Source organism: Yersinia sp. 2466 StPb PI (assembly GCF_041538325.1).
Taxonomy (GTDB): Bacteria; Pseudomonadota; Gammaproteobacteria; order Enterobacterales; family Enterobacteriaceae; genus Yersinia; species Yersinia enterocolitica_E.
Genome location: NZ_JAULSL010000001.1, coordinates 2,075,492 through 2,100,179, shown reverse-complemented (window position 1 = coordinate 2,100,179; position 24,688 = coordinate 2,075,492). Strand labels below are relative to the sequence as shown.

The following is a 24,688-nucleotide window of genomic DNA, read 5'->3' as shown; positions in this document are numbered from 1 at the left end:
TTATGAACAAAACTCACTTAATTAAGATAATACTTACATAGTCAGAGGAAGCATCTTCCAGACATACCTATCCCCTGCTCGCCTTCGACCACATTTTGCGCCACAAACTAAAGATTAAGCACATGTTATCAAAGCTGACCATCAGTTTATGATATAATGCTATAACTGTTTAATAATGCCGCGAATGTTCACTGCGATACTGGGTTAGCCCACATCACTTTGTTCACAGGTAAGCTATCACTTCAGGAAAAAAAATGAGTAATCCAGACTTTACCACTTCTGCTGACCCAGAAACTTTAGCAAATGAAGTTGCATGTTTGAAAGCAACATTGACTCTATTGCTAAAAGCGATCGGCCAAGCCGATGCTGGGAAAGTAATCTTAAATATCGAACGTTCCATTGCCGGTATCGAAGACACTGCTCAAGCTGAAGTTTTCACCAATACCCTGGCACAAATCAAGAACGGCTATCGTCAATAGCTTATCAAGATATAGAGTCTTATTTTGCTCCGCTGCCATATATAGGAATTTCTTTGTTTTTCATTGAAATATATTCTATTGGCAGCTTTTTTTAAATTTTTCGGGATTGCGATGGGACTGTTACTTAAAGCACTGATCGGCGCCATAGTTGTGGTATTGATTGGGCTATTATCGAAGACGCGCAATTACTATATTGCTGGTTTAATCCCGTTATTCCCTACTTTCGCCCTCATCGCACACTATATTGTTGGCCATGAGCGCAATATCGAAGCACTGCGCATAACAATTATATTCGGTTTATGGGCTATCATTCCCTACTTTATCTATTTGATATCGCTTTATTTTTTAATTGACTATTTACGCCTACCACTCGCATTGACCGCGGCTGTGTTATGTTGGGCCATCGCCGCCTGGATACTTATAGCTGCCTGGAACCAATGGCATAGTTAACGAAAACCATACCATTATCAGCGCAATAGTAATAAAACAAGCGCATGAATAGCCAACAGCGCCACAGAGAAGGTGAGATTCAAATTACTGATAGATTTTGATCTGACTTCATCAGAAGGTATATCACTTACTTGAATTTTTCTGACTCTGTAAACCCAGTACCCGCCGAGCACCACAAAAAGCAAGGCCAGAGACACCGCCAAGAGTGGAGATCCCCAGACTAAGTACTCACTTAATCCTGCAATAGCAAACCAAAGAATGACAAAGACCATGATTAACCACCTAAAGTTTTGATAGTCCGAGCTTAGCACACTCCTTAAAAACCATTAAGACCCACTTACAAGAAAAAAAGGAATGCAGAAAACATAAAATGTCAGTCTAAAAACATCATAAACAGCAGAAATGAAGTTAATAAATAGTTAATTTAAAAAAAGAACCGTATTGAACATCCACAATTAAATAGCATAAGATAAAGCGATAACTAAATTATAAGACAAATCATCTATGACTTTATCTAAAACATGATAAATTCAGCTCAAAAAGCAACATTATCCTGTGTTTTGTACATTCAAATAAAATGCTTAAAAAATCAAATTAAGTAGTTTTATTACATCAAGAATTCATTTTATTTGCCGTTATACATTGCACCTCTATTTAATATACGTAATGTTCATGAAAAAGTTCTCCGACCTATCCATTTTGACAAAGTTACTCTCAGGCTTTTCGGTTGTTATTGTCATGATGTTATTGCTAGGTGCTGTGGCACTATCACAGTTAAGCAGTAATAACGCCAGGCTGGAAGCCTATCGCGACAGTTGGTTACCGGGTGTTCGCTATGCATTAGAGATGCGAGGCGTTTTAGCCGAATTGCGCCTGCAGCAGGTTCAGTATATCGCCTCATCGACAGAAAAAGAGCGCGAAGGACACCGCCTGGAGATATTACAAGCCGTAGACAACTTTCGTGCCGCGCAAGATAGATTTCTGAAATTACCCGAAGGTTACAATCACTCCGAACTATTCAAGAGAATAATGTCAGATTTTGACCACTTTTCTCAGGCAAACAGTCTCGTTATTGATGCGGTTAATAATAATCAATTAGCTGAAGCCACTAAAGTTAGTGGTGATACATCAAGAAAATATCGCACACAGTTGATGAAAGACCTCGCTGAATTAGTCGTACTGGAAGTTCAAGGTGGGGAACAAGCTGCAACAGATGGTCAACAAAGCTTTAATACTGCCAAAAACGTACTTATCGCTTTATTGCTCTTTGCTGTTTTCATTTCTGCACTGCTTGCTGTCATGATTGCCCGCAACTTTTCTCGTTTATTGGGAGGGGAACCGGCCTATGCTGTGGCTATTATGGGCCATATCGCCGCCGGAAACTTATCCACTGAAATAAAACTTCGCCCAGGTGATAATAATAGCTTACTGGCTTCCCTGAATATCATGAACCGGCAGTTGAAGAAAACGATTAATGAGATCATGCATGGGAGCGAATCAATTTCTGTGGCGTCGAATCAGATTGCTCAGGGTAATGCTGACTTATCACAACGTACCGAGGAACAAGCATCCTCTCTGATTCAAACCTCAGCAAATATGCAGGAACTCACCCAAACCGTACGTCAGAATGCGGAGAATGCACGGCAAGCAAGTGAGTTAGCGGTTAATACAGCAGCAACCGCCACAGAAGGCGGAATTATTGTTGATGAAATGCTACTTCGTATGCAAGAAATCACCAAAAGCTCAAGGAAGATCGTCGATATTATTGCTGTTATTGAAGGCATTGCCTTCCAAACCAATATATTAGCGTTAAATGCTGCAGTTGAGGCCGCCCGAGCGGGCACCGAAGGTAAGGGATTTGCCGTTGTCGCAAGCGAAGTACGCACTTTGGCACAGAAAAGTGCAAATGCAGCCAAAGAGATAAAGCAATTAATTGTTGGTACGGTTGAGAAAATTAATGCGGGTTCAGAACGCGCTGACCATGCCAGTCAAGCGATGGGCGAGATAGTCGACTCGGTGGGGAAAGTTGCTCATATCGTTGGCGAGATATCGACGGCATCACACGAGCAACACATTGGTATTCAAGAGATCGGTATCGCTGTAGAACAGATGGATCAAGTTACGCAACAAAATGCCGCATTGGTTGAACAAGCCGCCGCCGCCGCACAATCATTAACGGAGCAAGGCGCGGAGTTGCGCCAGATTATCCGTTTCTTTCAAATTAATCAGCCATCATTAAGCTAAGGAAATAATGACTAAGCGCTAAGTTGTGTGAATCATAGCAACTTAGTGCCTAGCTCAAGATGATATGGCATCTTCTCTGAAGAACATATTCATTATACGGATTACAGAAGTTCTTTCTGTACCCAAAGGCTAATGCTCCCGCCATTAACAGGAAATGTCGCCCCACCATCTTCATCTGTAGTAATAATATCCTGACGATTACCTAAGTAATCAGCAAACTCTTTATTTTCAAAACCTTCACCAAGGACGATTGTTTTTTCACTTTCTGCGCCATTCGAAAGAATCACCACACAACCGGGTGCCTCCGCCGTACCAGCACGAACAAAAGCAATACAGTTTTTATCATCAAAATAATCGGTTTGTGCGCCATGAGCGAAGCGTTGTCTGGCTTGAATTAGCCTCTCTAATTCAGCAACAACCGGCATCGCTATCTGATAAGTCCCCCCATCTTCACCGTTATCTTCATAATTGGCACCAAAAAGATCGGGGTAAAAAACACAGGGAATACCTTGTTCTCGTATTAAGATCAACGCGTAAGCCAAAGGTTTAAACCAAGGTTCTACAGGTGCTTCCAGGGCCTGAAGTGGCTGAGTATCGTGATTGGCCACCAACGTAATGGTATGTGACGGGTCAACTTCAATTAATGAGCCATTGAATATTTGCGTTAAATCAAAATCTTCGCCCTGTTTCGACGCTTCGTGAAACTTGTGATGTAAAGCAACGTCGAACAACATTACATTGCCTTCTACCCGTGCCAGATATTGTTGTAATTTTTCGATATCAGGGGACCAATACTCCGCAATAATCAGTAAATCATGTTCTGTTTCATTTTGTATATATTCTATCCATGCTTTAAAAAACCATGCCGGGATATGTTTTACTGCATCCAATCTAAAACCATCAATTGGTAGTGACTCCAGTAACCATTTCCCCCAATATTTTAACTCATCTATAACGGCAGGATTACGGAAATCAATATCCGCCCCCATCAGATAATCAAAATTACCTAACTCATCATCAACCTCTGTATTCCATCCCTCATCGCTATAATCGTTTACTATCTTAAAAACCCCCTCATCTGAGGGTTCTTCAATATAATCAACACCGGTAAAACACTGTTTATCCCAAACAAAGGATGAATAAGTTTCATTGCGGCCAGAAAACGTAAAACGGGTATAGGCAAGGGCATCGATAATATCATCGTCCATTTCAGTCCGGTTATCAGGATTAACTTTACGGACACTGACCTGTTCTTTTTCATCCGCCCCCATCTTGTGATTGAATACGACGTCAAAAAGAACTTTTATGCCATTCTCCTTCAATCGGTTAATCGCATTCTGTAATCCTTCTTTGTCGCCATATTTAGTCGACTGAGTCCCCTTCTGATCAAACTCCCCCAGATCAAACAAATCATAGGTGTCATATCCTACAGAATATCCTCCTGAGGCACCTTTATATGCGGGGGGAAGCCAAACGATATTAATTCCAAGTTGGCTAATATGTGCGGCTTGATCTGAGACCTCCTGCCATAATTTACCGCCATCAGGATAGTACCAATGGAAAAACTGGAAGATTGTGGGATTATTCATAGGCTTGATAACTCCATTTAACCGTATATCTCACAGTATGGCCCACTTTATAAAAAGTTGGATTGGCAATAAGGTAATAGACTGTGTATTCGTTTTAATAGTGAGTTAATGTAAGGTCGGCCAGAATTAAAAAGAGGTAATTTAAATGAAAATAGTGGATATCCCCTTCGGTATCACCGATTGGTCAGAAATAGAAACAACTGAGCATAAGGGGGAGCAAGGGGTTGCCTACTGGCGAACACAACTTTTTGGTCGTGTTAGAGTCCGTATGGTTGAGTACAGTGCTGGATACAAAGCTGACCATTGGTGTTCTAAAGGGCATATATTGCTGTGCCTTGAAGGCGAACTAAGCACTGAATTGGACGATGGGCGAAGCTTTATATTGAAGGCAGGTATGAGTTATCAGGTTGCCGATGGCGCCGAAGCACATCGTTCATCTACAATCTCAGGGGCCAGACTTTTTATTGTCGACTGATCACGTTTTTCGAAGATGTCTATGAGTCCTTTATATTCAGCTAGCAGCCAGTCCTCGGCTGTTAGCTGAAATAAACGTTGTTACTGCCCTTCAGGTAATGAATCAACGGGGTTATCCGGGTATAAAACCCGAATACGTCGTCTGACAATCTCGACCTGAAATGCTGCCATGACTGCAATCATGATCAGGATTTCACCAAACCCGCCTTGTTCCGTTGGTTGATTATAAAGATATTGCAGTGTCCCTATAATCCATTTAGAACCAACCAATAGCAGAAATAAAGTTATCGTCAGTGGTGTTCCCTTGCAAAAAATACGTCCATCAGGTTCACGCCAAATCTCTATAAGGCGACCTTGCAAAACACCGACAACAATACTAAATAAAACTCCGCTACCTAAAACTACCCAGGAAGTCATCGTAGCGGGCATATATGTTCCACCGACTACCAGGCCGACCATCCCGTAAACCCAGGCCCATTTAAAACGGGCGGGGCCTAAAGACACCTCGTGGCTGACCGACTGGCGGTACAATGCAAAAAGTGTTAGCACCAGAATAATCAGTATTTGTACGGGAGTCATCGCTATCTCCTTCAAGAGAAGCATCTAATCAGGGATAAAGTGCCTTAATCTGGCATAGTGGCTACCTGCTCTCGCAGTATATTCACGCTTTATCAGTCTTTGGCAACACCAAACAGAAGGTGACCCTTCCCGAACGGTTAACGAAGTCCGTCAACACGTACTGTATAAAGTTTAGGCTATTTCTCAATAAATAACAGAATCCGCATAATATTAATTTACTCCGCACTCCATATTAAATAGTTTTAACTATCCGTTATTACATCTCAATATCGCTTTAGCTAATCTCAGTCATTTGTATTTATAACAAAGGAATAACATTTGGCGGCTGCTCTGATATATTCAATATCTTTTCATTAGTGCTAAACTGTCGATGTTTTTTATTCAGGAGTAAAAAGTTAATTTAAAGGAGAAGAGAAATGACTCAGAATATTTATGATAATCAGGCATTTTTTTCAGGGTATGCACAACTTCCCCGTTCAGTTGATGGATTGGCTGGCGCGCCAGAATGGGAAGCCATTCGCCAGATGCTGCCGTCGCTGTCAGGAAGTAAAGTTGTAGATCTGGGTTGTGGCTATGGCTGGTTTTGTCGCTACGCACGCTCGCAAGGTGCCAGCGAAGTTTTAGGGCTGGATGTTTCAACGCGAATGTTAAACCACGCTAAAGAGATGACCACTGACGAAAACATTATTTACCGTCAGGAAGACCTGGAACATTTGCATCTACCACCACAACTGTTCCAATTAGCCTATAGCTCACTCACATTGCATTATATAAAAGCACTGCCAGCACTGTTTGCCACGATGTATCAAGCACTAACTCCTGGGGGCAGTTTTGTTTTTTCCGCCGAACACCCTATCTTTACCGCAGCAAAGCAACCTGGTTGGTTAATTGCCGATAATGGGCAAAAATCCTGGCCGGTGAACAGTTATCAGGCGGAAGGGGAACGTATAACAAACTGGTTGGCAGAAGGCGTTATCAAGCAGCATCGGACATTAGGGACTTATATTAATTTTTTGATAAAACAAGGTTTTATAATTACGCATGTCGAAGAATGGGGACCAACAACACAGCAAATTATAGATTATCCTGAATTGGATGAAGAGAAAGAACGCCCTATGCTATTTTTACTTTCTGCGAAGAAACCTGAATAGAAATCGGGATGGTTTTTATTAAAAATTCCTGCATCAACTCGTGACTCTTGGGGAGGTTTACTCCCCCAGCGCCTGTTTGATATTGACTCGGCGAGCCTAAAAACCACTAACTCATTATAAAACCCCTTAATAGGGTTAAATGACCTATAGTATAAATTAAATGCAACGCTGTATGGGATCCATTATGTCTAATAAAAATCACGAAGAAACAACAGTTAATGAAGGTTTGGCTAAAATTCATGAAGCTTCAGAACAACTTACCGAAGAGCAAATTGAACAGTTGGCTGAAGAAGCCAAAGCCGCAGCCAGAGAGAATGTACAAAAGCATACACACGACTAATCAACAAAATGGGGGATGTATATGAACACTGTGCCGCCAGATGGATTACCAATATACCGGCTGATTACCGGACCAGATGATTCATCATTTTGTCACCGAGTGTCTGATCAATTGAAGCTTGGCTATGTATTATACTGCTCACCATCAATCGCTTATGACCCAGAGAAAAAGACGATAATTGCAGCACAAGCGATCATTTGGCCTGGGAATTGAGCCTGATGGTAATAAAAGCTACCCGATCCACAGTTGGTAATTTGTGATACGGATAAATAGCTTCTTGGATTGAGTTTTACGTCTGTAAAATGTCATCTCACTGATGAGAAAATAACTATTTTTCAATGCGTTAAATTTATTTTTGATGTTGTTTTGTAGCCACACCCAGTAGTCTTTGGTCACTACTGCTAATCTTTGTTAGCGACACTTCGCGCTAAGTGGATAAGACAAGTAACAGGAGACGATGAATATGCAAGCTCCCCCGATACCTCAAGATGAGGCTAAGAGAATTGCTACATTACGCTCTTATAATATTCTCGATACCTCTCCCGAAGAACGCTTTGATCGTATCACCCGCTTAGCTAAACGTTTATTTAATGTGCCAATAGCGCTTATATCTATCGTCGACGTAAACCGGCAATGGTTTAAATCACATCCCGGACTGGAAACCAGCGAAACCCCCAGGGATATATCTTTTTGTGGTCATGCGATTTTAGGTGACGATATCCTTTTGGTACCCAATGCCCTTAACGACCTTCGTTTTAGTGACAACCCACTCGTTACCGACGATCCTGGCATTCGTTTTTATGCGGGTTGTCCGCTGGTTGTTCCCAATGGCAGTAAACTTGGCACACTCTGTATTATCGATCTTAAACCGCGCTCTTTAGATGAATACGACCAACAACTTTTATGTGACTTAGCGAAAATGGCTGAGCAAGAAATTGCTGCCGTTCAATTAGCAACTATTGACGAACTAACACAGTTAACCAACCGTCGAGGCTTTGAAATTCTGGCTCAGCATGCATTAACATTTTGCTCACATAATAATATTCCTGCCACTTTGATTTTCTTTGATCTAAATGATTTTAAAGAAATAAATGACAGTTATGGTCATGCTGAAGGTGATAAGGCATTAGTGACTTTCGCTGAGGAGTTACAGTTTTTCTTCCGTGACACAGATGTTGTCGCCCGATTGGGTGGCGACGAATTTGTCACATTACTCACGGCATCAGGTTGTAGTGATATGCCAGCAATATTAAGCCGCTTTAAGAATGCGTTAGAATTACGCAATAGCCAAGAATTGCGTGGTTATAATATTGATTTTAGCGTGGGGTACGCTAATTGCAATTTAGAGAAAGATACACCGATTAATGAACTACTCGCCGCCGCCGATTCATCCATGTACATGCATAAATTAGAGCTACGCACTAAAAAAACCCCTTTTTCTAAGAGTTAATGTCATGTGTTATTACACTTCTCAAAGCACCAGTAAGTCGTCGTGTTAATAATTAATCAAATCAAAACTAAATGCCTAAACAATAAATCTGCCAGGAGAGATATATCCGATATGCTCCTAAATGGTGCCGACTCACTAAATAGGGGCACTAACTTAGTTATCCATAATAAAAATAAACTATTTTTCAATTAGTTAGATATGGCGCAAATATTGCTTAATTAAAGACCATAACAGCAAGGAGGAAGAGATGAGAGCAATGTCTGCGTACTACTTACAATATACTGTATTTCTGCTACTGGTTGCTGGAACCATCAATTTTATTTTTCAGTAACCGCTAAAAGAGTCTCGCTAATGCGCGGCTCTTTTGTTTTATCTCGGGTAAAAAGTACAATAAATTGTCGTATTAATACGCAAAAAAATAATTGTTTGACTCATTGATCCTCACCCTACATGGCAGTCATACAGCCATTACGCCTCGACGTTTAGCCTAAAGTCGAAAGAATATTCTCAGGAAAGGTAGTATCAAACGTTTGAGCGATTTCCGCTTTCGACCACCATAGGTATTTACTGTTTACAGACCTCTCATATCACGGCCCCTGGATATTATGGAAAATTGAGATTTTTATTGTGCAATGTTAGTGAATAAAGCATTACGATTATCACAACTACGGAGAAAATAAAACTATTCAGCGCAAGCCTATAATCATAATTGATGTTTATTCAACTTTATTTACTCAATTAACATTCGGGTTTTAACGTGTTTTACCCATATTCCTGGTTAAGATATACATAAAAAAGTCAATTATTTAAATCGAGATTTACTATTTATATATCATAAGAAATAGGCTGAGAGAAGATATTGAGATACTAATAAGGCTTGTTCGTGGTTAACCTATCAATTTAATCCAGCATATAAAATAAACAGATGGAATATTAAATATTACCGATACAAATATGGCACGAAAATATAAATAAAACATATGAAATTTAGTGTAACTTATTGATTTTGTTGGTGGGTCGTGCAGGGTTCGAACCTGCGACCAATTGATTAAGAGTCAACTGCTCTACCAACTGAGCTAACGACCCAACGGCGATAATTATTCTCCTGTTAGCCTTGGCTGTCAAACATTTCATCGGATTTTTCTGTTTATACTGTTTATATCCCTCTCTGGAGATTAATTATTCATCTGTTCTTTACGATTATTGTTAGTTATGTGACTTCATGTTGTAATTCCAGATGCTGTGATGAACTTAACAAAATTCAGTGTGTGAAATATAAACACTGGAAAACGAGGCGTATTGTGCAATTATTGTTGCGAAGATATTAAATAATTCGCAAATTGTACTTAAAACATAGCAAAAAACTAACAGACAGACAGACAGACAGACAGACAGACAGGTTAAGACCAAAGAGCCAACATAGAGCTCAACAACTTCACAAATACAGGAAGAGGGAATGGGAAAGATGGTAGACCAATCCAAGATAGTGGCAGAACAGTTGCCGGAACCTGAAGAGCACCTTCAACGAAGCCTCTCCAACCGCCATATCCAGCTAATTGCTATTGGCGGGGCTATAGGTACCGGATTGTTTATGGGATCGGGTAAAACCATCAGCCTTGCCGGGCCGTCGATTATTTTCGTTTATATGATAATCGGTTTTATGCTGTTTTTCGTGATGCGGGCCATGGGTGAGCTGCTGCTATCGAATCTGAAATATAAATCATTTAGTGATTTCGCTGCCGACTTACTCGGTCCTTGGGCTGGTTTTTTCACCGGCTGGACCTACTGGTTTTGTTGGGTCATCACCGGTATCGCTGATGTGGTTGCCATCACGGCTTACGCCCAATTTTGGTTCCCCGGTTTCTCCCAGTGGGTTGCCTCACTGCTAGTGGTTTTACTGTTGCTATCACTGAATTTGGCCACGGTGAAAATGTTCGGTGAAATGGAGTTCTGGTTTGCCATGATTAAAATTGTGGCAATTGTGGCACTGATCTTTGCCGGCTTAACCATGGTGTTAATGAGCTATCAGTCCCCTTCGGGTACCACCGCGTCATTTACCCATTTATGGAATGATGGCGGGATGTTCCCGAAAGGAATCAGTGGATTCTTTGCGGGCTTCCAGATAGCCGTTTTTGCTTTTGTCGGTATTGAGTTAGTTGGGACCACCGCCGCTGAAACCAAAGATCCTGAAGTGGTATTACCGCGTGCTATTAACTCCATCCCTATCCGCATCATCATGTTCTATGTTTTCTCATTGATTATGATTATGTCAGTGACACCATGGAGTTCAGTAGTTGCCGATAAAAGCCCGTTTGTTGAGTTATTCGTTCTGGTCGGGTTACCCGCCGCTGCGAGTGTGATCAACTTTGTGGTCCTAACCTCGGCGGCTTCGTCAGCTAACAGTGGCGTGTTTTCCACCAGCCGTATGTTGTTCGGTTTGGCAAAAGAAGGTGATGCACCAAAGCAATTTGGTAAGCTGTCGCGCCGTTCCGTCCCCGCATCCGGCCTGACATTTTCTTGTATCTGTTTGCTAGGTGGTGTGGTTCTCATTTACCTAATCCCGAACGTAATGACGGTGTTTACACTGGTCACCACAGTTTCAGCGATTCTGTTTATGTTCGTCTGGACCATCATCCTTTGCTCTTACCTGGTGTATCGCAAAAGACGCCCGGCATTACATAAGAAATCCATCTATAAAATGCCCGCTGGTATTTTCATGTCGTGGGTATGTATGGCGTTCTTTGCCTTTGTCCTGGTGCTGTTAACCTTGGAAAGTGATACCCGCCAAGCGCTGATAGTGACGCCGCTGTGGTTTGTCATTCTGACCATTGGCTATCTCATCTTGAAGAAGCGCAGAAGCTACTTGTACGATAACCGTAATCAGTAAGGCATCATCATCACCTATAGCGGTTGTTTTATTATCATCACCTTACTCCCTGCACGGGAGTAAGGTTTTTATATAGATATACTTAGGCTGCCGTGATTGCTTCGCGTAATCGGCGTGGCGTTAAGCCAAAATGCCGCTGAAAACGTGACGTAAAGCGGGACGGTGAAATATAACCGTGCTGTGCAGCGATCTCGCCAATCGAAAGTGATGTGGTTTGTAATGCATTTAATGCACACCCCATACGAACCTCTTCCAGAATCACGCGAAAACTACGATCTTCTTGCATCAGTTTGCGCCGCAAAGTTGAATCCCCAATATGCAAAGAGTGGGCGACGTCACTCACGCTCCAGTTGCGCGCCGGATCGAGCAGTAAAATTTGTTGTACCTGTTCCGCCCATTTATCTCGTCGGTCGATTAATAACGTCCCTGCCTGTCCAGCCAAGTGCAGCGCCAATAAAACCCCCATCGCCGCATGCTGTAAGAGCGCATCTGGCGCATGACACTTCACGTTGAGCAATAAGCTATCCCATGCAAGGCGGGTATGGCTATCCAGAGGAACACATAGCGATGCAGTTGCCACTGGCGTCACCGCCGAGGCACCGTACCAGTGGCGAAACTGGCGTAATAAACTTTGCGGCAGATAGACCATATCAGAACAATAATGCCCCCGATCCGGGGTATTCGCGATACTGACTTCGATACCGGCAGGAAACAAAATAAGCGACGATTGCCCCGCACTGGCAGCCTGTGCCCCCCATTGCACCAATTTACTGCCCTGACGGACATGGCACAGTGCCGGTGAAAACACCGTGACCCGATGCAACGTATGTGCTCGGCGGGCAACAACTTCAGCGCTGGAGATAGTCATCTGGCTATGATTTATCTGCTGCATACTTCCTGCTCTTGGATTAATAATTAGCGGCCATAAGTGGCAACCAGTTGCGTTTTCGCAATCACATTACTGTTGAGCATAAAACCCACCAATGCACCACTGGCATCACTATTGAGGGGTAATTTATCTGTTTTCAATGCCCACACAGTGAACTGATAGCGATGAGGTTTATCTCCTGCTGGTGGGCAAGCCCCTCCGAATCCCGCATAGCCGAAGTCATTGCGCCCCTGAACGGCACCAACAGGTAAAGTGCCATTTTTGCTCTGCCCAGCATTTGTTGCCAATGAATGAACATCGGCGGGGATATTCACCACCGTCCAATGCCACCAGCCACTCCCCGTCGGGGCATCAGGATCATAAGCGGTAATGGCGAAGCTTTTGGTTCCTGCGGGCGCACCCTGCCATGAAAGCTGTGGCGATTGATTCCCGCCATCACAGCCAAATCCGTTAAAAACCTGCTGGGTTTGTAAGGGTCTACCTTCAGGCATATCGCTACTTTTGACGCTGAAGGTTTGTGCCTGAGCAGATAATGACACTGCGATAATCGCCAGAGACAGTGCTATCTTTTTCATGATGGTTCTCCTGTGAGGTAAGTTAGTAGCTTACGCAAACAGGCTTGTTTACATTGTGCCATAACGCTCTGTTAGTGTGCCAAAAAGCTCAATCAAGAGCGTTAAGGCGTTTTATAACCAAGACGTCACGCCATGTGCAGGGTCGTCGCGGTAAAATGCTCGCAACAGCGGTTAAATAAGTCGTGATAAGCGTGTCAGAAAGCTGTCGGGAACATGTCATGCTGCTGTCGTGGCAGTGACGAGGGCTTAAGCATAGGTTTGTTGATATCGCTTCAAACCTCATAGGAAAATCAGTATGAACATGTATCGTATTCGTGAATTGCGGTTGGCCCGGGCCTGGTCACAAGAACAGTTGGCTGAACTTTGCAGTCTGAGTGTACGCACGATTCAACGCATAGAGAATGGTGAACAAGCCAGCTTGGAAACACTGAGTGCTATTGCGGCCGTCATGGATCTGAAAGTCAGTGAGCTGTATTGCCCAAATGTCTCTCAGGAACAGAGCACCCCGTCGCAAGCTGTTGACCAACGCGTCATTGATGCCCGCAAAGCGGTTGAGGATGAAATGTCTTTACTGCGTCAGTTACTGCGGGCGGTTATTCTGTGTGCAGTGCTGTTTGCTATCAATTGGTTTACTTCACCTGGCTATATGTGGGCCTGGTGGGTAGTGCTAGGGCTAAGTATCCCGCTGTGTCTGCGCGCAATAAATCTGTTATTGCTGGGTAATTGGGTCGAGCGCTGGCAGCAAAAACGCCTGCAAAAGAAGTTACGTAATCTGTAACAATATTGCGCTAATAAAACCAGCAGAAAGAGAAGGTTAGCTCATATCCCATTCATTTTGCGCACGACTAATAAGTTGCAGCCTGATTGTATTGGCGTATGGTTAATAGGTGTCATTAGCAGCGACTATGATTACATCATCAGCATTATTCAATAAATTTGATTGGAGCATAGCGAGATGGCGAAAATTTTAGTGCTTTACTATTCCATGTATGGGCATATTGAAACACTTGCCGGTGCGATTGCCGAAGGTGCCCAAAAAGTCAGCGGTGTTGAAGTGACCATCAAACGGGTCCCTGAAACCATGCCACCAGACGCCTTCGCCAATGCCGGTGGCAAAAACAACCAGCAAGCCCCGGTCGCAACGCCGCAAGAACTGGCCGATTACGATGGCATCATTTTTGGTACCCCAACCCGTTTCGGTAATATGGCAGGGCAAATGCGTACCTTCCTCGATCAAACCGGCGGGCTATGGGCTTCTGGTGCACTGTACGGCAAAGTTGCCAGTGTATTCTCCTCAACCGGTACTGGCGGCGGACAAGAGCACACCATCACCTCCACATGGACCACATTAGCCCACCACGGTTTTATCATCGTGCCAATCGGCTATGGGGCCAAAGAGTTATTTGATGTTTCACAGACCCGTGGCGGTACCCCATATGGTGCAACAACCATTGCCGGTGGTGATGGCTCCCGTCAGCCAACTGCTGAAGAGCTTGCTATCGCCCGTTTCCAGGGCGAGCATGTGGCAAAAATTACCGCCAAACTGGTAAGCTAACGCCCTTCAGACCTAATACCGCAGCGGGGTTAGTTTCGCTCAATATTCAGCCCATATCAGGGCTTGGCAAGTAGCGTTCAAATCTGCTTTGAGCATCAACCCTGCTGTCTGGCAATAAAAAAGCACCGCATGAAAGCGGTGCTTTTTCTTACTCATTAAACGGAGTTAGGCTTCAAGCAACCCTTGTGCCAGATAGTGGTTAGCATCAACCACCCCAGGTAACACGAAGAAATATCCCCCACCGATCGGTTTGACATACTCTTCTAACGCCTCACCGTTCAACCGTTTTTGTACCGTCAGGAACGCCTTTTCCAAATCAGATTGGTAGCAGACAAACAGCATGCCCATGTCCAGTTGCCCTGAATTTGACACTCCCAGCGAGTAACTGTAGCCACGGCGTAACATCAGGTTACTCTGAGTTTCTGCGGTACGTGGATTTGCCAGCCGGATATGTGCATCTAACTTAATCACGTTGCCATCGGGATCTTTGGTGTAATCCGGCTCATCATGTTCATGTAGGCTCCCCAAGGGGGCACCGCTATGTTTATCACGGCCAAAGATAGTCTGCTGTTCTTGTAACGGTGTGCGATCCCAAAATTCCACTTTAAAGCGAATAATCCGCGCCGCCTGATAGCTACCCCCGACTGCCCATGCGGGCTCGCCGATATTGCCCTGAACCCATACCACTTGATTAATCAGCGGCTTATCGCTGGTTTTGGGATTCGCAGTCCCATCTTTAAAACCCAACAAATTGATCGGCGTTTCTTTACCTTTGCTACGGGCCGCATGAGCAGAAATAAAACCTTCACGCTTCCACCGCACACTGAGTAAATCTGGCGTGTGCTTGATAATATCGCGCAGAGCGTGAATCACCGTTTCATTGGTATTAGCACAAATTTGCAGCAAGATATCACCATGACACAAACCCGCATCCAGTGAATCATTGGGGAAGCGCGTCATTCTTTGTAGCCGCAGTGGTTTCTGCCCCTGCAAACCAAACCGCTCATCAAACAAGGAATCCCCCACAGAAACCGTAATGGTCAGGTTATCCGGGTAAATTTCCGGCCCCATAATTCCAGAATCCAGCGGTGGCAATTTGGCATTAACCGAAGGTGCATGCCCGCCGCGGGTCAGGAAGGCCAGCCGCTCCGTCAGCAGTTTGAATAATCGGGTCAAGGCCGCCTTATCGGTGGCCAGTACATCAAATGCTACCAGCATCATGGCCGCTTGCTGTGGGGTTAATACCCCTGACTGATGCTGACCATAAAAGGGCTGCTTCTGCCAGCGTTCATCTTGCACAAGTGCAGCCTCGGGTGCAGGGCAATCTGCCGCTCGGGCTATCTTTGCCCCGCCAAGAGCCAAGGCACCACTCATCATGCCCATACCCAGCAGTAAACGCCGACGGGAGGGCAACGCCGCCCCGCTATCATGTTGATACGACCCGTGTTGCGGGTCGGTTTTCTTACTCATCTTAATGCCTCAATCCAAACCCAATACGCCACGAAGCTGAGCAAGGTCTTCCGCCAGTGCCGTAATCGGCCCTTTCATAGCATTACGATCGGCGTCAGTTAACTTCTCGTAAGACTCATAACCCTCTTTCGTGCGATATTTCGCCAATACGCTATCGACGGTTTTGAAGTTAGCATCGATTTTTTGCAGCAGCGGCTGGTCGGCTTTTTCCAGCAATGGCCGCAGCAGATTAACAATTTTCTGTGCTCCATCAACGTTGGCCTGGAAATCCCACAGATCAGTACGACTATAACGGTCTTCTTCACCACTGATTTTGCTGGCCGCAACCTCTTCGATTAAGCCCGCAGCACCACCAACCACTTTATTTGGCGCAAATGTCAGGCCGGTGATGCGTTGTTGCAGTTCCAGGGTGTCCTTGTACAGTTGGTCGGCGAATTTATCCGCGCCTTTAGTGGTGTTGTCACCAAACAGGATTTTTTCTAACCGATGAAAACCGGTAAATTTCGGATCAGCGGCCTTCTGCTCAAAATCGTCCTCACGGGCATCGATACTGCCATCCAAATCTGAGAACAGTTCAGCAATCGGCTCGATACGCTCATAATGCTGGCGGGTTGGCGCATACAACTTGCGCGCCAGAGCCAAATCGCCTTTCTTGATTGCATCAGTAAAGGCTTTAGTTTGCGTGACTAATTGGGCAACTTCTTGTGTTACATAGACTTTATATTCAGCAATTGGCCCGACCAATGCCATCGCGTCCGGTTTTACCGCCGCGTTATCACCAGTCGCCGTGACTGTCAATTTACCTTTCGGGTTGCTGAGTAAGCCACAGGTCATATCGTATTCACCCGGCTCCAGATTAGCCGTCATCTTCTGGGTAAAGCCCGGGGCAATATTTTCGCGTTCCTCAACCACCATCACGCCTTTGAGGATCTCCCACTCCAACCCTTTCTGACTGGCATTATGAACAATAAATTGAGTTTTACCGGCCGGAATAGACAGCGCCATCGGCTCACACTGCTTATCGTTAACGGTAATTTTAATTTGTGGAATATCAGCTGCTTGTACGTTGATAGCCACAGCAGGTAGTGCCAGTAACGCGGCGTGCAATGCAGTGCGACGGAAGAACCGGTTAGACATGTGAAAATTCCTGAATTATTGGTTAGTTTTCCGCGCAGCAGGGGCAATTGTGGCCGCCGTAGTGCGTGGTGGAAGGAAAAAGAGGATCAGTGCCGGAATCAGATAGATAAAGTAGACCGCAACTTCGCTGATTGTTGGTGCTTCCTGATAGCCAAACATCCCTTCAAGGAAGGTGCCGAGCAGTGAATGAGTGGAGAGCACATTCGTCAAATCGAACGCGATATCCTGAAAATGATTCCACAGACCGGCTTCATGGAAAGCTCTGATGGCTCCGGCGGCCAGGCCTGCGGCGACAAACAAGATAAACAGGCTGGTCCATTTGAAAAATTTAGCCAGATGCAACTTAACGCCGCCCCAGTAGATAGCCATCCCCACCAAAATGGCGCAGGTCAGGCCAAGTATTGCGCCAATTGGCGCGCCAATCCCGACATCCTGCTGGAAAGCCGCCAGTAAGAAGAATACCGATTCAAGCCCTTCGCGGGCCACGGCAAAAAAGACCATCGCCACCAATGCCCAGCCCTGACTGCGGCCTGAGTTGAGTGCATTATCAATTGCCCCTTCCAGATGGACTTTGACTGACTTGGATACCTTGCGCATCCAGAAAACCATATAGGTTAAAATGCAAACTGCGACCACCGCAATAATACCTTCAAACAGCTCTTGCTGTTTTTGCGGAAACTCACCCGTGGTTTCATTAATAAAGATGCCGATAGCAAGGCATAGCGCGGCTGCCGTTACCACTCCAATCCACACTGCCCCCATCCATTGACCGCGTTGAGTACGCTTAAGGTAACTGGCTATCAAGCTAACAATCAGCGCGGCTTCCAGCCCTTCACGAAACATAATTAGAAATGGGACAAACATGCTAAGCACCCCTGCGCTGGATATGGGTATAAATATGTAATTATGAGTAACGTCAATTTTCGTAAAGAAAAGTAAAACTAAGAACGATAGTGATTATCATTCTGGCAAAAAGAAATTCAAGAGGCTAAATAAGAATATTGTTAAACAAACTGTGGCAAGTTGTTTCTGCTAGGTTAAATAACAAATAAATTCATTAAGATACGTTTTTTTAGGTCGCACCGCCCTCTCAGCCTATTTATCGATATCTGGCGCAATTTTCAGCAAAAAAAAGCCTCCTGTTGTACAGGAGGCGATGTTAAGCAACAGTAAATGCTATTAATAACTGCATGTGTGCGCTATTAAATGGTTTTAAACTCCGCTTCAGCATTACGGAAACGTTCAGTAATGGTATTACTTGGCGTATTGCCCAACAAGCTCACCACCACAATGGCGATACTGGCAAATAGGAAGCCTGGTATAATTTCATACAAGCCCAACCAGGCATATTGCTTCCAGACGATAACCGTAATAGCACCGAGCAACATCCCTGCCAGTGCGCCATTGCGAGTCATTCGTGGCCAAATCACCGAGATAAGAACCACAGGACCAAATGCGGCGCCAAAACCAGCCCATGCATAGCTAACCAGACCAAGAACCCGATTATCCGGGTCCGCTGCCAGTGCGATAGCTATCAATGCCACCAGCAACACCATGGCACGGCCGACCCACACTAACTCTTTCTGGCTGGCCTTTTTACGCAGGAATGCTTTGTACAGGTCTTCCGTCAACGCACTAGAACACACCAGTAACTGGCAGCTTAAGGTACTCATGACGGCTGCCAGAATAGCGGACAGTAAAATACCGGCAATCCATGGATTGAAGAGTAATTTAGCTAACTCAATGAAAACACGTTCGCCATTTTGGCTCACATTCCCAGCTTGTTCAGGATGGTTTTCAAAGTAAGCAATACCAAAGAAGCCCACCGCGATGGTCCCTGCCAGACAAAGGATCATCCAAGTCATACTGATGCGGCGTGCACTACGAATAGTACGGTGAGAGTCTGCCGCCATAAAACGCGCCAGAATATGTGGCTGACCAAAATAACCCAATCCCCAACCGAGTAGAGAGAGGATGGCAACCAGATTCAGCCCTTTAAACATGTCGATATTCGCGGGATTTTTCGCAGCAATGACCATCATGGAAGTGTCGATACCTCCCACCGCCAGAATAACAATAATCGGGGTCAGGATCAGAGCAAAAATCATCAGCGTTGCTTGTACTGTATCCGTCCAGCTTACTGCGAGGAAACCGCCAATAAAGGTATAGGCGATGGTGGCCGCAGCACCAGCCCATAATGCGGTGCCATAGCTCATATCAAACGTACTTTCGAATAAACGCGCACCGGCAACGATTCCTGAAGCGCAATAAATAGTGAAGAAAACCAAGATAACTACCGCTGATATCACCCGCAGCAATTTACTCTTATCTTCAAAACGGCTGGTGAAATAATCAGGCAATGTCAGTGCATTGTTATTGGCTTCGGTATGAACCCGCAAACGGCCTGCGACCAACTTCCAGTTAAGATAAGCACCAATCGTTAAACCAATGGCTATCCAGCTCTCGGAAATACCCGACAGGAATATTGCCCCCGGTAATCCCATTAATAACCAGCCACTCATATCGGAAGCACCGGCAGATAATGCAGTGACCACACTGCCTAAACTTCGCCCACCCAGAATATAATCATCAAAGTTATTGGTTGCCCGGTAGGCCATGAGGCCAATTAATATCATCCCAAAAATGTAAACTAAAAAAGTCACCAACATTGGCGTATTCATGGTCATGCAACGTCTCCATAGTGCGTATTATCGTTTTAATATATCCCGCTATTTTGAGTTCTTTCCGCTCAGTGCGGTGTCATGTTTTCACTCTGGAGAGCCGGAACGTGACACTCAGTTGCACCAGAGATGAATCTCGAACTCAAATAAACTACCAGCACAACTATTCGCTGGCGAACGGCCATCTCGCGGTGGCTATCCTAGTGGAGGAGTTTCCTTACTCACAACAAATTAAACAAATTTTTTACAAAAAATTCACCCTGCATCACATTACGCCATGTTAGAGGTTACACCTTCCATTGCAAAATGAGTCATACCTAAGGTTAATCCCTCACAAAGCCTACCATTGTTAGCATTAGCCTTAGTTAAACATAATATTCGATCCCTCCTACGCCCCGCTCGATTGTTAAAAACAAGACTGAATTCACACTTCATTCACGCCGTGATTTAACACGGTTGCACAAAGTTGCAACATGCCTGATATTATCAGGAATCAAATCATAATCCCCCTTATTAAAGGAGCCGGACAGCATGGGTAGCACCACAATGGGCGTGAAACTCGATGAAGCAACACGCGACCGTATCAAGGGCGCGGCACAGCGTATTGACCGCACGCCACACTGGCTGATCAAGCAGGCCATTTTTAACTATTTGGAACGACTGGAAAGTGGCAGTGAGCTACCCGAATTGCCAACACCCCATGTGACCCCTATCGCGGAAACGGACGATATTATGCCGCAAGTCACTGAAAGCGCACATCAACCATTTTTAGATTTTGCCGAGCAAGTGCTACCACAATCAGTAACTCGTGCGGCCATCACTGCGGCCTATCGTCGTCCCGAAACTGAAGCCATACCGATGTTATTGGAGCAAGCACGTTTACCGGCCGATTTAGCGCAAGAAACCCATAAGCTGGCCTATTCCATTGCTGAAAAATTGCGTAACCAGAAGAGTGCTAATGGTCGCGCGGGTATCGTGCAAAGCTTACTGCAAGAGTTCTCCCTCTCTTCACAAGAGGGTGTGGCATTGATGTGTCTCGCGGAAGCACTACTGCGTATTCCTGATAAGCCCACTCGTGATGCACTGATCCGCGATAAAATCAGTAACGGCAACTGGCACTCTCATTTGGGGCGCAGCCCGTCGATGTTTGTCAATGCGGCGACCTGGGGGCTGCTCTTTACCGGCCATCTGGTCTCTACTCATAATGAGGCTAAGCTCTCCGGCTCCTTAAATCGTATTATCGGTAAAGGTGGTGAGCCATTGATCCGCAAAGGTGTGGATATGGCGATGCGCCTGATGGGCGAGCAATTTGTGACCGGCGAGACCATTGCCGAGGCATTGGCGAACGCCCGTAAACTGGAAGATAAAGGATTCCGTTACTCTTACGATATGTTGGGTGAGGCAGCACTGACAGAGGTAGATGCTCAGGCTTATCTGCTCTCCTATCAACAAGCAATCCATGCTATCGGCAAAGCCTCAAATGGCAGGGGAATTTATGAAGGGCCAGGTATCTCAATTAAGCTGTCCGCCCTGCACCCTCGCTATAGCCGTGCTCAATATGAACGAGTAATGGATGAGCTGTATCCACGGCTATTATCGTTGACCTTGCAAGCACGGCAGTATGATATTGGCATTAACATTGATGCAGAAGAGGCTGATCGTCTGGAAATCTCCCTCGATCTGCTGGAAAAACTCTGTTTCGAGCCAAAATTGGCAGGCTGGAATGGTATCGGTTTCGTCATTCAGGCATACCAAAAACGTTGCCCCGCCACTATTGATGCCGTGATAGATATGGCCCAGCGCAGCCGCCGCCGGCTGATGATTCGCTTAGTCAAAGGCGCATACTGGGACAGCGAGATTAAACGCGCTCAAGTTGATGGGTTAGAAGGTTATCCGGTTTATACCCGCAAGGTGTATACCGATGTCTCTTATCTGGCTTGCGCGCGTAAATTACTGGCCGTACCTAATCTGATTTATCCCCAATTTGCCACTCATAACGCGCATACCTTGTCCGCTATCTATCATCTTGCAGGGCAAAATTATTACCCCGGCCAGTATGAGTTCCAATGCCTGCATGGCATGGGGGAACCGCTATATGAACAAGTCGTCGGGAAAGTTGCCGAGGGTAAGCTTAATCGCCCATGTCGTATTTACGCTCCGGTCGGTACCCACGAAACCTTACTGGCGTATCTAGTGCGCCGCCTGCTGGAAAACGGGGCCAACACATCGTTTGTCAATCGCATTGCCGATGCCACTCTGCCATTGGATGAACTGGTCGCTGATCCTGTTAGTGCTGTAGAAGCCATTGCCGCCAGTGAAGGGCAACTTGGTTTGCCTCATCCACGAATCCCGTTACCACGCGACCTCTACGGTAAAGATAGAGCCAATTCCAGCGGATTAGATTTGGCCAACGAACACCGTTTGGCCTCGCTCTCCAGTGCTCTCCTCACCAGTGCCAGCCAGATATGGCGGGCAGAACCGATGATTGACGCAGAAAGAGATAACGGTATAGGACTTGATAACCTAATAGAGCAAGCCGTTATCAACCCGGCAGAACCCGCTGATATCGTCGGTTACGTTCGCGAAACAACGGATGCTGAAATCAGTCGTGCGCTAGATGCGGCTGGCAGCGCGGGGGCTATCTGGTTTGCAACGCCACCGGCTGAGCGTGCGGCTATTTTAGTGCGCGCCGCCGAACTGATGGAAAGTCAGATGCAAGCATTGATGGGGATACTGGTACGAGAGGCGGGTAAAACCTTCAGTAATGCCATTGCCGAAGTGCGTGAAGCTGTTGATTTCCTGCACTATTATGCTGGAATGGTACGAAACGATTTCTCCAATGATAGCCACCGCCCTCTTGGCCCTGTGGTTTGTATCAGCCCGTGGAACTTCCCGTTGGCAATATTTACCGGCCAGATTGCCGCAGCATTAGCTGCCGGTAACAGTGTCTTGGCAAAACCGGCAGAACAAACGCCACTGATTGCTGCGCAAGCTGTACGTATCTTGCTAGAGGCCGGTATTCCTCACGGCGTACTGCAACTATTACCAGGACGAGGCGACAACGTTGGGGCGACATTGGTCAATGACAACCGTGTGCGCGGCGTGATGTTTACCGGCTCAACCGAAGTCGCTGCTATTTTGCAACGCAGCATCGCAGGCCGCCTTGATCCTCAGGGCCGCCCAACGCCGCTGATTGCCGAAACCGGTGGCCTCAATGCCATGATTGTTGATTCCTCTGCATTGACGGAACAGGTGGTGACCGATGTCGTCGCATCAGCCTTTGACAGCGCGGGCCAACGTTGTTCGGCCTTGCGTATTCTTTGCATTCAGGATGATGTTGCTGAGCACACGTTGCAAATGTTGCGTGGCGCGATGGCCGAGTGCCGGATGGGTAATCCAGAACGCCTGTCTACAGATATTGGGCCGGTGATTGATGCCGAGGCCAAAGCTGGGATTGAGCGCCATATTCAGGCCATGCGCGCCAAAGGGCGTAAAGTTTACCAGGCTGCCCGCACCAACAGTCAGGACGAAACCGAGTGGCAACGCGGTACCTTTATTAAGCCAACATTAATAGAGCTGGATAGCTTTGATGAGTTGAAAAAAGAGATCTTCGGGCCGGTACTGCATGTGGTACGTTTCCAGCGTCAGAACCTTGGCGCCTTAGTCGATCAAATCAACGCATCCGGCTATGGTTTAACCTTGGGCATTCACACTCGTATTGATGAAACTATCGCCCAAGTCACTGAAAAAGCTAAGGTAGGCAACCTCTACGTTAACCGCAATATGGTTGGGGCAGTGGTTGGCGTACAACCTTTTGGTGGTGAAGGGTTGTCAGGAACCGGCCCTAAAGCGGGTGGTCCACTGTATCTGTATCGCCTGTTGTGCAGCCGCCCAGAAGATGCAGTTCTTAAGACACTGGCACATCAAAATATTGAGCAACCACAGAATATGGCTGGTCGCGAAGCATTACAAATAGCCCATCGCGCCCTAATACAATGGGCTGACAAACAACAATATGCTGAATTAGTACCTTTAGCGCAGCGCTATGGCGAACTGGCGCAAGGTGGCACCATACAGTTATTGCCTGGGCCAACCGGTGAGCGCAACAGTTATACCCTACTACCACGTGAACGTGTTCTTTGTCTGGCGGATAATGACACTGATGCTCTAATACAACTGGCAGCCGTTCTGGCAATCGGCTGCGAGATCTTATGGCCAGAACAGGGGATACAAAAGGATCTGTTACGCCAGCTACCGGCGGTAGTGCAATCCCAAATTACCCTTACCCATGACTGGCAAACCGCCAACGTACCGTTTGATGCCGTTATCTATCACGGTGATGCTGATCAATTGCGCACCTTGTGTGAGCAGATAGCGCAAATTGAGGGGCCAATTGTCTCGGTACAGGGCTTCGCCCGTGGTGAAACAAATATACTGCTGGAACGTCTGCTGATTGAGCACTCACTGAGTGTGAATACCGCCGCCGCGGGAGGAAATGCCAGCCTGATGACCATCGGCTAGCTAACTAAGCTCACTCTTTTTCGCACTTAGAGTGCCTGCACCAATAAGGTCCTTCGGGACCTTATTCTTTACGTAGACTCCGGTCGCAACTGACGGGTTATTATTCGATATGTGCCGCATTCCCCGATGTAAAACGGGTATGAAACTATTTTCCTCTGGTAGCCTCTCGCATATTTCACATCACTCTGTTGAGCCTTCCCTGGTAATTAACTCATTA

At 45.8% G+C, this 24,688-nt stretch carries 21 protein-coding genes and 1 tRNA gene; 12 read left to right on the top strand and 10 right to left on the bottom strand.

The window, feature by feature from the left end; translation table 11 throughout:
• Window positions 1-254 precede the first annotated feature (254 nt).
• Together Q2T72_RS09485 and Q2T72_RS09480 are read left to right on the top strand one after the other, a co-directional pair.
• A complete protein-coding gene (locus tag Q2T72_RS09485; RefSeq protein ID WP_083159114.1) occupies window positions 255-479 on the top strand; it encodes a DUF2594 family protein in 225 nt (74 codons plus the stop codon).
• Window positions 480-590: 111 nt separating this feature from the next.
• The gene (locus Q2T72_RS09480) at window positions 591-929 is read left to right on the top strand and encodes a GlpM family protein (protein ID WP_083163697.1); all 339 of its coding nucleotides are present in this window, start codon (window positions 591-593) and stop codon (window positions 927-929) included.
• 17 nt (window positions 930-946) lie between these two features.
• On the opposite strand, the gene Q2T72_RS09475 is transcribed toward Q2T72_RS09480, so the two are convergent.
• Window positions 947-1,201: a hypothetical protein gene (locus Q2T72_RS09475; protein WP_083159115.1), complete on the bottom strand. Its 255-nt coding sequence runs from the start codon at window positions 1,199-1,201 to the stop codon at window positions 947-949.
• A gap of 400 nt (window positions 1,202-1,601) precedes the next feature.
• On the opposite strand from Q2T72_RS09475, the gene Q2T72_RS09470 reads away from it, so the two are divergent.
• Window positions 1,602-3,173 (top strand): methyl-accepting chemotaxis protein, encoded by a 1,572-nt coding sequence (locus Q2T72_RS09470; RefSeq protein ID WP_372569053.1) that lies wholly within the window; start codon window positions 1,602-1,604, stop codon window positions 3,171-3,173.
• 101 nt (window positions 3,174-3,274) lie between these two features.
• Here Q2T72_RS09470 and amyA read toward each other — a convergent pair whose 3' ends face one another.
• On the bottom strand, window positions 3,275-4,762 hold the full coding sequence (amyA, locus tag Q2T72_RS09465) for an alpha-amylase (protein WP_372569052.1): 1,488 nt from the start codon (window positions 4,760-4,762) through the stop codon (window positions 3,275-3,277).
• Between the two features lie 145 nt (window positions 4,763-4,907).
• On the opposite strand from amyA, the gene Q2T72_RS09460 reads away from it, so the two are divergent.
• Window positions 4,908-5,237, top strand: coding sequence for a DHCW motif cupin fold protein (locus Q2T72_RS09460; RefSeq protein WP_083159118.1), 330 nt, complete (start codon window positions 4,908-4,910; stop codon window positions 5,235-5,237).
• Window positions 5,238-5,317: 80 nt separating this feature from the next.
• On the opposite strand, the gene Q2T72_RS09455 is transcribed toward Q2T72_RS09460, so the two are convergent.
• Window positions 5,318-5,815: a hypothetical protein gene (locus Q2T72_RS09455; RefSeq protein WP_083159119.1), complete on the bottom strand. Its 498-nt coding sequence runs from the start codon at window positions 5,813-5,815 to the stop codon at window positions 5,318-5,320.
• Window positions 5,816-6,231: 416 nt separating this feature from the next.
• On the opposite strand from Q2T72_RS09455, the gene Q2T72_RS09450 reads away from it, so the two are divergent.
• From Q2T72_RS09450 to Q2T72_RS09435, 4 genes are all read left to right on the top strand, one after another.
• On the top strand, window positions 6,232-6,966 hold the full coding sequence (locus tag Q2T72_RS09450) for a class I SAM-dependent methyltransferase (RefSeq protein ID WP_372569051.1): 735 nt from the start codon (window positions 6,232-6,234) through the stop codon (window positions 6,964-6,966).
• A gap of 172 nt (window positions 6,967-7,138) precedes the next feature.
• Entirely contained in the window at window positions 7,139-7,306 is a 168-nt protein-coding gene (locus Q2T72_RS09445; RefSeq protein WP_372569050.1) for a hypothetical protein, read from the top strand.
• Window positions 7,307-7,321: 15 nt separating this feature from the next.
• Window positions 7,322-7,519, top strand: coding sequence for a DUF1737 domain-containing protein (locus Q2T72_RS09440; protein ID WP_372569049.1), 198 nt, complete (start codon window positions 7,322-7,324; stop codon window positions 7,517-7,519).
• 244 nt (window positions 7,520-7,763) lie between these two features.
• Window positions 7,764-8,756 (top strand): diguanylate cyclase domain-containing protein, encoded by a 993-nt coding sequence (locus Q2T72_RS09435; RefSeq protein WP_372569048.1) that lies wholly within the window; start codon window positions 7,764-7,766, stop codon window positions 8,754-8,756.
• A 1,010-nt stretch (window positions 8,757-9,766) separates the two neighbouring features.
• Here the strand turns inward: Q2T72_RS09435 and Q2T72_RS09430 are convergent.
• A tRNA-Lys gene (locus tag Q2T72_RS09430) sits at window positions 9,767-9,842 on the bottom strand.
• Between the two features lie 379 nt (window positions 9,843-10,221).
• Between Q2T72_RS09430 and cycA the strand changes: the two genes are divergently transcribed.
• The gene (gene cycA, locus Q2T72_RS09425) at window positions 10,222-11,643 is read left to right on the top strand and encodes a D-serine/D-alanine/glycine transporter (protein ID WP_193784822.1); all 1,422 of its coding nucleotides are present in this window, start codon (window positions 10,222-10,224) and stop codon (window positions 11,641-11,643) included.
• 82 nt (window positions 11,644-11,725) lie between these two features.
• Here the strand turns inward: cycA and Q2T72_RS09420 are convergent, their stop codons facing one another.
• Both Q2T72_RS09420 and Q2T72_RS09415 read right to left on the bottom strand, forming a co-directional pair.
• Window positions 11,726-12,535, bottom strand: coding sequence for a helix-turn-helix transcriptional regulator (locus Q2T72_RS09420; RefSeq protein WP_372569047.1), 810 nt, complete (start codon window positions 12,533-12,535; stop codon window positions 11,726-11,728).
• 23 nt (window positions 12,536-12,558) lie between these two features.
• Window positions 12,559-13,107 (bottom strand): kinase inhibitor, encoded by a 549-nt coding sequence (locus tag Q2T72_RS09415; protein ID WP_083159125.1) that lies wholly within the window; start codon window positions 13,105-13,107, stop codon window positions 12,559-12,561.
• A 295-nt stretch (window positions 13,108-13,402) separates the two neighbouring features.
• Here Q2T72_RS09415 and Q2T72_RS09410 point away from each other — a divergent pair, with 295 nt between their 5' ends.
• Both Q2T72_RS09410 and wrbA read left to right on the top strand, forming a co-directional pair.
• Window positions 13,403-13,885: a helix-turn-helix domain-containing protein gene (locus Q2T72_RS09410; RefSeq protein WP_083159126.1), complete on the top strand. Its 483-nt coding sequence runs from the start codon at window positions 13,403-13,405 to the stop codon at window positions 13,883-13,885.
• A 177-nt stretch (window positions 13,886-14,062) separates the two neighbouring features.
• Window positions 14,063-14,662 (top strand): NAD(P)H:quinone oxidoreductase, encoded by a 600-nt coding sequence (wrbA, locus tag Q2T72_RS09405; protein ID WP_083159127.1) that lies wholly within the window; start codon window positions 14,063-14,065, stop codon window positions 14,660-14,662.
• A 165-nt stretch (window positions 14,663-14,827) separates the two neighbouring features.
• Here the strand turns inward: wrbA and efeB are convergent, their stop codons facing one another.
• From efeB to putP, 4 genes are all read right to left on the bottom strand, one after another.
• The gene (gene efeB / locus Q2T72_RS09400) at window positions 14,828-16,132 is read right to left on the bottom strand and encodes an iron uptake transporter deferrochelatase/peroxidase subunit (RefSeq protein ID WP_372569046.1); all 1,305 of its coding nucleotides are present in this window, start codon (window positions 16,130-16,132) and stop codon (window positions 14,828-14,830) included.
• A 9-nt stretch (window positions 16,133-16,141) separates the two neighbouring features.
• Window positions 16,142-17,269 carry an iron uptake system protein EfeO gene (efeO, locus tag Q2T72_RS09395; RefSeq protein ID WP_372569045.1) on the bottom strand — a complete coding sequence of 376 codons (1,128 nt, stop codon included), beginning with the start codon at window positions 17,267-17,269 and terminating at the stop codon, window positions 16,142-16,144.
• Between the two features lie 15 nt (window positions 17,270-17,284).
• Window positions 17,285-18,133 carry an iron uptake transporter permease EfeU gene (efeU, locus tag Q2T72_RS09390; protein ID WP_372569044.1) on the bottom strand — a complete coding sequence of 283 codons (849 nt, stop codon included), beginning with the start codon at window positions 18,131-18,133 and terminating at the stop codon, window positions 17,285-17,287.
• Window positions 18,134-18,471: 338 nt separating this feature from the next.
• The gene (putP, locus tag Q2T72_RS09385; protein ID WP_083159131.1) at window positions 18,472-19,956 is read right to left on the bottom strand and encodes a sodium/proline symporter PutP; all 1,485 of its coding nucleotides are present in this window, start codon (window positions 19,954-19,956) and stop codon (window positions 18,472-18,474) included.
• A 525-nt stretch (window positions 19,957-20,481) separates the two neighbouring features.
• Here putP and putA point away from each other — a divergent pair.
• Complete coding sequence (gene putA, locus Q2T72_RS09380; RefSeq protein ID WP_372569043.1) at window positions 20,482-24,471, top strand: trifunctional transcriptional regulator/proline dehydrogenase/L-glutamate gamma-semialdehyde dehydrogenase; 3,990 nt, start codon at window positions 20,482-20,484, stop codon at window positions 24,469-24,471.
• Window positions 24,472-24,688 lie beyond the last annotated feature (217 nt).

What these genes read in the sequence shown, in the direction of transcription:
- putP (WP_083159131.1), bottom strand. Translation starts at nt 19,956, where the DNA reads ATGACCATGAATACGCCAATGTTGGTGACTTTTTTAGTTTACATTTTT.
- efeB (WP_372569046.1), bottom strand. Translation starts at nt 16,132, where the DNA reads ATGAGTAAGAAAACCGACCCGCAACACGGGTCGTATCAACATGATAGC.
- Q2T72_RS09410 (WP_083159126.1), top strand. Translation starts at nt 13,403, where the DNA reads ATGAACATGTATCGTATTCGTGAATTGCGGTTGGCCCGGGCCTGGTCA.
- Q2T72_RS09480 (WP_083163697.1), top strand. Translation starts at nt 591, where the DNA reads ATGGGACTGTTACTTAAAGCACTGATCGGCGCCATAGTTGTGGTATTG.
- cycA (WP_193784822.1), top strand. Translation starts at nt 10,222, where the DNA reads ATGGTAGACCAATCCAAGATAGTGGCAGAACAGTTGCCGGAACCTGAA.
- Q2T72_RS09415 (WP_083159125.1), bottom strand. Translation starts at nt 13,107, where the DNA reads ATGAAAAAGATAGCACTGTCTCTGGCGATTATCGCAGTGTCATTATCT.
- putA (WP_372569043.1), top strand. Translation starts at nt 20,482, where the DNA reads ATGGGTAGCACCACAATGGGCGTGAAACTCGATGAAGCAACACGCGAC.
- Q2T72_RS09475 (WP_083159115.1), bottom strand. Translation starts at nt 1,201, where the DNA reads ATGGTCTTTGTCATTCTTTGGTTTGCTATTGCAGGATTAAGTGAGTAC.
- Q2T72_RS09460 (WP_083159118.1), top strand. Translation starts at nt 4,908, where the DNA reads ATGAAAATAGTGGATATCCCCTTCGGTATCACCGATTGGTCAGAAATA.
- Q2T72_RS09470 (WP_372569053.1), top strand. Translation starts at nt 1,602, where the DNA reads ATGAAAAAGTTCTCCGACCTATCCATTTTGACAAAGTTACTCTCAGGC.
- Q2T72_RS09435 (WP_372569048.1), top strand. Translation starts at nt 7,764, where the DNA reads ATGAATATGCAAGCTCCCCCGATACCTCAAGATGAGGCTAAGAGAATT.
- Q2T72_RS09440 (WP_372569049.1), top strand. Translation starts at nt 7,322, where the DNA reads ATGTATATGAACACTGTGCCGCCAGATGGATTACCAATATACCGGCTG.
- Q2T72_RS09485 (WP_083159114.1), top strand. Translation starts at nt 255, where the DNA reads ATGAGTAATCCAGACTTTACCACTTCTGCTGACCCAGAAACTTTAGCA.
- Q2T72_RS09455 (WP_083159119.1), bottom strand. Translation starts at nt 5,815, where the DNA reads ATGACTCCCGTACAAATACTGATTATTCTGGTGCTAACACTTTTTGCA.
- Q2T72_RS09445 (WP_372569050.1), top strand. Translation starts at nt 7,139, where the DNA reads ATGGGATCCATTATGTCTAATAAAAATCACGAAGAAACAACAGTTAAT.
- efeO (WP_372569045.1), bottom strand. Translation starts at nt 17,269, where the DNA reads ATGTCTAACCGGTTCTTCCGTCGCACTGCATTGCACGCCGCGTTACTG.
- efeU (WP_372569044.1), bottom strand. Translation starts at nt 18,133, where the DNA reads ATGTTTGTCCCATTTCTAATTATGTTTCGTGAAGGGCTGGAAGCCGCG.
- amyA (WP_372569052.1), bottom strand. Translation starts at nt 4,762, where the DNA reads ATGAATAATCCCACAATCTTCCAGTTTTTCCATTGGTACTATCCTGAT.
- Q2T72_RS09420 (WP_372569047.1), bottom strand. Translation starts at nt 12,535, where the DNA reads ATGCAGCAGATAAATCATAGCCAGATGACTATCTCCAGCGCTGAAGTT.
- Q2T72_RS09450 (WP_372569051.1), top strand. Translation starts at nt 6,232, where the DNA reads ATGACTCAGAATATTTATGATAATCAGGCATTTTTTTCAGGGTATGCA.
- wrbA (WP_083159127.1), top strand. Translation starts at nt 14,063, where the DNA reads ATGGCGAAAATTTTAGTGCTTTACTATTCCATGTATGGGCATATTGAA.